This window comes from Burkholderia sp. APQ4-4ca (assembly GCF_057837105.1).
This window is the reverse complement of the sequence record NZ_JBYQCG010000241.1, coordinates 26,956-32,792: the sequence shown is the minus strand read 5'-3', so window position 1 is coordinate 32,792 and position 5,837 is coordinate 26,956. Positions and strand designations below refer to the sequence as shown.

The window sequence follows — 5,837 nt, the reverse complement described above, 5'->3', positions numbered from 1 at the left end:
GGTGAATTTCAGTGTAACAAGCCCGTGCGACGGTTGCGGGTTATCCCCACATCGGCTGTGGACACGCCGCCGCACGCGGTTTGCCAAAGCCCGCTCAGTCAAGTAACTTTCGGCGTACGCCCCCGTCCTGGAGATTGGCCCCGATGAAGCTCGCCCTGCCCGCCCGGATCCTGGGCCTCGCGTTCGCCGCCGCGATCGTCGCGCCCGGCGCGCACGCCGACACGCCCGTCGTGGTGTCGTCGAAGATCGACACCGAAGGCAACCTGCTCGGCAACCTCATTTCACAGGTGCTGAAGGCCCACGGCATTCCCGTCACCGAGAAGATCGCGCTCGGCACGACGCCGATCGTGCGCAAGGCGCTCACGAGCGGCGAGATCGACATCTACCCCGAATACACGGGCAACGCCGCGTTCTTCTTCAACAAGGCCGATGATCCGGTGTGGAAGAACGCGAGCCAAGGCTACGACACCGCGAAGAAACTCGACTACGCGGCGAACCATCTCGTATGGCTCGCACCGGCGCCCGCGAACAACACGTGGGGCGTCGCGCTGATCGCGCCCGTCGCGCAGTCGCAGCATCTGAAGACCTTCTCCGACTTCGGCAAGTGGGTAGCCGGCGGCGGCAAGGTGAAGCTCGCGGCCTCGGCCGAATTCGTGAACAGCGCGTCCGCGCTGCCGTCGTTCGAGAAGGCGTACGGCTTCAAGCTGAAGCCCGAGCAGCTCGTCGTGCTGTCCGGCGGCGACACGGCCGCGACGATCAAGGCCGCCGCGAACCAGACCGACGGCGTGAACGCCGCGATGGTCTACGGCACCGACGGCGGCATCGCATCGAGCGGCCTCGTGGTGCTCGACGACGACAAGCACGTGCAGCCCGTCTACGCGCCGGCGCCGGTGATCCGCGAAGCCGCGCTGAAAGCGCATCCGCAGATCGCCGACTTGCTGAAGCCCGTATTCGCGAGCCTCGACCTGAAAACGCTGCAATCGCTGAACGCCCGCATCCAGCTCAACGGCGAGCCGGCGGCCGGCGTCGCGAAAAGCTACCTGAAAGCGAAGGGCTTCGTGAAATGACGGCGCGCGCGGCGGCGTCCGCGCGGCGCGTCACGCTCGACAAGGTCGGCATCCTGATCGGCATGCTGACGATCGTCGCGGTGTTCGGCCTGTCGTTCGCGGTCCTGCGGCCGAACCGGATCGCGGCCGGCACCGGACTGTCGGTGTTCGCCGCGCTGCCCGCCATGCAGGGCGCCGCGCTCGCCGCGCTATGGACCGTCGGCGCGCTGTGGGCGATGACGGCGTGCCGTCCCGTGTGGCGGCTCGCGGCCGGCTGCGCGGGGCTCGCGACGCTCGCGTATGCGGTCGGCGCGGCGGCGACGCACGTCGTCGCGCCCGACGACATGCTGGCCCGCGTGTCGCCCGACGCCGGCGTCTGGCTGCTGCTGTTCGCGTGGGCCGTGCTGATCGCCGACGCGCTCGCGTGCCTCGCGTTCGGCCCGTGGCGGCGCCTCGCCGCGCTCGCCGTCGCGATAGCGGCGGTTTCGGTGCCGCTCGCGAGCGGCTGGTGGGACGGCCTCTCCGTGATGCGCGAATACGCGGTGCGCAGCGACGATTTCTGGCGCGAAGCGATCCGTCACGTATCGCTCGCGGGCGGCTCGGTGGCCGCCGCGCTCGTCGCGGGCGTGCCGCTCGGCATCGCCTGCGCGCGCATCGCGACGGTGCGCACCGTCGCGATGCCCGTGCTCAATATCGTGCAGACGATCCCCAGCATCGCGATGTACGGGCTGATGATGGCGCCGCTCGGCCTGCTCGCCGCGCACGTGCCGCTCGCGGCCGCGCTCGGCATCCGCGGGATCGGCGTCGCGCCGGCCGTGCTCGCGCTGTTCCTCTACTCGCTGCTGCCGATCGCCTCGAGCGTCGTGGTCGGGCTCGAACAGGTGCCGCCGCACGTGACCGAAGCCGCGCGCGCGATGGGCATGACGCGTGCGCAGCGGCTGCTGCGCGTCGATCTCGTGCTCGCGCTGCCGGTGATCCTGAGCGGCGTGCGCATCGTGCTCGTCCAGAACATCGGGCTGACCGCGGTGGCCGCGCTGATCGGCGGCGGCGGGTTCGGCACCTTCATCTTCCAGGGGATCGGGCAATCGGCCGCCGATCTCGTGCTGCTCGGCGCGATCCCGACGATCGCGCTCGCACTGGCGGCCGCCGTCGTGTTCGAAGCCGCGACGTCGCTCGCGAAGGGACGTGCAGGATGATCGAGATCGAACGAGTCGGCAAACGCTTCGGCGACGTGGTCGCCGTCGACGACGTATCGCTGACGATGCAACGCGGCACGATCACCTCGCTCGTCGGCGCCTCGGGCAGCGGCAAGTCGACGCTCCTGCGCATGATCAACCGGCTGATCGCACCGACCAGCGGCACGATCCGCATCGACGGCGTCGATACGGCGACCGTCGCGCCCGAGCAGTTGCGGCGCGGCATCGGCTACGCGATCCAGGGGCATGGACTGTTTCCGCACTGGAGCGTCGCGCGCAACATCGCGACCGTGCCGCGCCTGCTCGGCTGGCCGGCCGAACGCATCGACGCGCGCGTGAACGAACTGCTCGACCTGTTCCATCTCGCGCCGGCCGAATTCGCGGGCAAGCTGCCGCACGAACTGTCGGGCGGCCAGCAGCAGCGCGTCGGCGTGGCGCGCGCACTCGCGGCCGAACCCGCGATGCTGCTGATGGACGAACCGTTCGGCGCGCTCGACCCGATCATCCGCAACAAGGCGCAGGACGACCTGTTCGCGCTGCAGCGCCGCCTCGGCATCACGGTCGTGATCGTCACGCACGATATCGAGGAAGCGCTGAAGCTCGGCGACACGATCGCGGTGATGGACGGCGGCCGGCTGCTGCAGGTCGCGTCGCCGGCCGAGATTCTCGGCAAGCCGGCGGCCGGTGTGGTCGAACAGCTCGTCGCGGGCGTCGACCGGCCGCTGCGCCTGCTCGCGCTCACGCCGATCGACGCCGTGGCCGAAGCCGGCCACGCCGACGGCGAACCGATCGCGGCGACGCGCACGCTGCGCGATGCGGTGTCCGAATTGTTGTGGCGCGGCGTCGATGCGCTGCCCGTCGACGATACGGCCGACGGCAACCGCCACGCACACGGCCCCCGCCGCATCACGCTCGACGCGATCCGCTCGCACGCGAGGCAGCCCGCATGACGACGCACGGCGGCATGCGGCCCAAGCGGTCTTCGTTTCCGGCGTACGTCGCCCGCGCGGCCGCGCTCGCGCTGCTGCTCGTGCTGCTGTTGCGCCCCGCGTGGCTGCAGGGCCTGTTCGCACCGTTCGCGGACAACGGCGCACCGGTGATCTACGATCGCGCGAGCCTGCTCGATCTCACGCTCGCCCATCTCGGCACGGTCGCGCTGTCGAGCCTGATCGGCACGATCGTCGCGGTCGCGGCCGGCATCGCGGTCACGCGGCCGTTCGGCGCGGATTTCCTGCCGGTGGCGCGCAGCGTCGTCGACATCGGCCAGACCTTCCCGCCGGTCGCCGTGCTCGCGCTTGCCGTGCCGGCAGTCGGCTTCGGCTTGAAGCCCGTCCTGATCGCGCTCGTGCTGTACGGGCTCCTGCCGGTTTTCGAAAGCACGATCGCGGGGATCGAGGACGTGCCGCGCGACGTCGTCGACGCCGCGCGCGGGATGGGGATGAGCGGCTGGCAGCAACTGGTATCCGTCGAGCTGCCGCTCGCGTTCCCGGTGATCGTCAACGGCATCCGCCTCGCGGTCGTGATCAATCTCGGCACCGCGACGATCGGCTCGACGGTCGCCGCGCGCGGACTCGGCGACGTGATCATCGCGGGCCTGCAGACGTCGAACACGGCGTTCGTGCTGCAAGGCGGCGTGATCGTCGGCTTGCTCGCGGTGCTCGTCAGCGATGCGATCGGCGCGATGGCGCGGGTAGCGAGCGCGCGGCGCGCGTAGCTGCCGGTGCGAAATTCTTCGAAGGAGAAACCATGGCTGCCTTGGACACCGGCCCGTTTTTTCATGGCACGAAAGCGGATTTGCGGATCGGCGACTTGCTGACGGCAGGCTTCAGATCGAATTATCGGCATGACGTCGTGATGAATCACATTTATTTCACGGCGCTGCCCAAAGGCGCCGGCCTGGCTGCGGAAATGGCCAGAGGCGAAGGCCGGCCGCGCGTCTACATCGTCGAGCCCACCGGCGAATTCGAAAACGACCCGAACGTCACGGACAAGAAATTCCCCGGCAATCCGACGCGGTCGTATCGGAGCACCTCGCCTTTGAAGATCGTCGGCGAACTCGATAGCTGGGAACCCTACGATCCGGCATTCATCCAGCAGCTCAGAAGCCGGATCGAAACCGGCATCGGCGAGATCATCAACTAGCGTTCATGCGGACTCCGATGCGTTTCCGCGCAACGATCGGCGCGTCGATCATCGCGAACGTGACAAGCCTACACGTCGCTTTCATTCGAGCCGGTGCTCGACCACTCGCCGCGATTGGCCGATATACTATGCGCCTCCCATTTCCCCGCACTCGACCATGCGACGACGGTTCTTCTGGCTGATCGTGCTTTCGCTCGGCATTGCGCAACAGGCCGCGGCGCAGCAGGCGCCCGCATTGCATGCCTCCGCGCCCGACGCACTGGCATCGACGCCGACTGTCGCGTCCGCACCGCTCGCGAACGCCAACGATCAGCCTAACGAAGCAAACCGCCGCATCACGTCCTACCTGACCAAGAAATTCGGCGTCGCAAGAGAAAAGGCCGCGAAACTCGCCGATATCGTGAGCGTCACCGCGACGAAATATTCGCTGCCGCCGGCACTCGTTTACGCGATTATTTCGATCGAATCGCGCTTCCAGGAAAAGGCACGCGGCCAGCATGGCGCGACCGGTTTGATGCAGGTCGTGCCGTCCGCGCACCGCGGCATGCTGCGCGACGTGAAGGACCTGACCGAGCCGAATGCGAACGTCGAGGTCGGTTCGCGGATCCTGTCAGGCTATGTGAAAGCAGCCGGCGGCAACGTGCAGGCCGGGCTGAAAAGCTACAGCGGCGGATCCAGTGCGTATGCGGCGAAAGTGATGCAGCGGGTCGATTCGTTCCGGTTCGTGCTCGAACCCGACGACGATGCGAAAAGCGCGAATACCGGGAACGACGAGAAGGCGCACATGGTGCCGGTCAGCGATCCGTCCGGCTCCGCGTCCGCCGCGAACCGCAACGCGAAGTAAGCAATGGGCGCCCGCGTTCGCATGGCTTCGGCCCGTCGCTGCGCGGCCCGGCTGTTCGCCATTGCCGCGCTGTCGGCCGGCCCTGTATCGGCGTTCGCCGCCGTCGACTGCGAACAGGCCGGGCCGACGATGGAAGCCGTGCGACGTTGCGTGCTCGATCAGCAGCTGCAGCAAGTCGACAGCGCGTACCGGTCGCTTGCGCGCACACTGCGACAACGCAATCCCGACGCTGCCGCCCAGCTCGCGAAATCGCAGACGAGTTGGGCCGCCTTTGCCGGCGATACGTGCGACTACGTGAAAACCGTCAATCCGCAGCAAACGATACCGAGCGACGCCTGGCTGAGTTGTTGGGTGGATTTCAGTCAGGCACGCGTGCGCATCCTGAAGAAGTGGGAAGCCCAGTTGACGCAGCCGAACTGAACTGCCGCCCGTCCCGTGTCGCCCGTCGTTCCCTTACGCAACGCGCACGCAACGCGCACGCCAACGACCGGTGCCGATGCAGCATCGAATTGTTCCGGCATTTCAGGAACAAACGACTCAATGGCCGGCGGCGGCCCATTATTCTGATATTTCAGGAACTATAAACGAGTGCGGCGGGGCATTCGCGCC

General features: G+C 67.8%; 7 protein-coding genes. All 7 read left to right on the top strand.

Going from position 1 to position 5,837, the window contains the following annotated elements; genetic code table 11:
• Positions 1–143 precede the first annotated feature (143 nt).
• Positions 144–1,067: a glycine betaine ABC transporter substrate-binding protein OsmF gene (osmF, locus tag AC3IFE_RS31465; RefSeq protein WP_489194199.1), complete on the top strand. Its 924-nt coding sequence runs from the start codon at positions 144–146 to the stop codon at positions 1,065–1,067.
• Positions 1,064–2,242, top strand: a complete 1,179-nt coding sequence (locus tag AC3IFE_RS31460; protein ID WP_489194197.1) for an ABC transporter permease — start codon at positions 1,064–1,066, stop codon at positions 2,240–2,242. Before osmF ends, AC3IFE_RS31460 begins: the two co-directional genes overlap by 4 nt.
• Positions 2,239–3,192 carry an ABC transporter ATP-binding protein gene (locus tag AC3IFE_RS31455; protein WP_489194195.1) on the top strand — a complete coding sequence of 318 codons (954 nt, stop codon included), beginning with the start codon at positions 2,239–2,241 and terminating at the stop codon, positions 3,190–3,192. The genes AC3IFE_RS31460 and AC3IFE_RS31455 overlap by 4 nt, the downstream gene beginning before the upstream one ends.
• Positions 3,189–3,956 carry an ABC transporter permease gene (locus tag AC3IFE_RS31450; protein ID WP_489194193.1) on the top strand — a complete coding sequence of 256 codons (768 nt, stop codon included), beginning with the start codon at positions 3,189–3,191 and terminating at the stop codon, positions 3,954–3,956. Before AC3IFE_RS31455 ends, AC3IFE_RS31450 begins: the two co-directional genes overlap by 4 nt.
• A gap of 32 nt (positions 3,957–3,988) precedes the next feature.
• Positions 3,989–4,384 carry an NAD(+)--rifampin ADP-ribosyltransferase gene (gene arr / locus AC3IFE_RS31445; RefSeq protein WP_301739609.1) on the top strand — a complete coding sequence of 132 codons (396 nt, stop codon included), beginning with the start codon at positions 3,989–3,991 and terminating at the stop codon, positions 4,382–4,384.
• Positions 4,385–4,541: 157 nt separating this feature from the next.
• Positions 4,542–5,228, top strand: a complete 687-nt coding sequence (locus AC3IFE_RS31440; protein WP_089470456.1) for a lytic transglycosylase domain-containing protein — start codon at positions 4,542–4,544, stop codon at positions 5,226–5,228.
• Between the two features lie 21 nt (positions 5,229–5,249).
• Positions 5,250–5,648, top strand: a complete 399-nt coding sequence (locus AC3IFE_RS31435) for a lysozyme inhibitor LprI family protein (RefSeq protein ID WP_256979764.1) — start codon at positions 5,250–5,252, stop codon at positions 5,646–5,648.
• Positions 5,649–5,837 lie beyond the last annotated feature (189 nt).

What these genes read in the sequence shown, in the direction of transcription:
- osmF (WP_489194199.1), top strand. Translation starts at nt 144, where the DNA reads ATGAAGCTCGCCCTGCCCGCCCGGATCCTGGGCCTCGCGTTCGCCGCC.
- AC3IFE_RS31460 (WP_489194197.1), top strand. Translation starts at nt 1,064, where the DNA reads ATGACGGCGCGCGCGGCGGCGTCCGCGCGGCGCGTCACGCTCGACAAG.
- AC3IFE_RS31455 (WP_489194195.1), top strand. Translation starts at nt 2,239, where the DNA reads ATGATCGAGATCGAACGAGTCGGCAAACGCTTCGGCGACGTGGTCGCC.
- AC3IFE_RS31450 (WP_489194193.1), top strand. Translation starts at nt 3,189, where the DNA reads ATGACGACGCACGGCGGCATGCGGCCCAAGCGGTCTTCGTTTCCGGCG.
- arr (WP_301739609.1), top strand. Translation starts at nt 3,989, where the DNA reads ATGGCTGCCTTGGACACCGGCCCGTTTTTTCATGGCACGAAAGCGGAT.
- AC3IFE_RS31440 (WP_089470456.1), top strand. Translation starts at nt 4,542, where the DNA reads ATGCGACGACGGTTCTTCTGGCTGATCGTGCTTTCGCTCGGCATTGCG.
- AC3IFE_RS31435 (WP_256979764.1), top strand. Translation starts at nt 5,250, where the DNA reads ATGGCTTCGGCCCGTCGCTGCGCGGCCCGGCTGTTCGCCATTGCCGCG.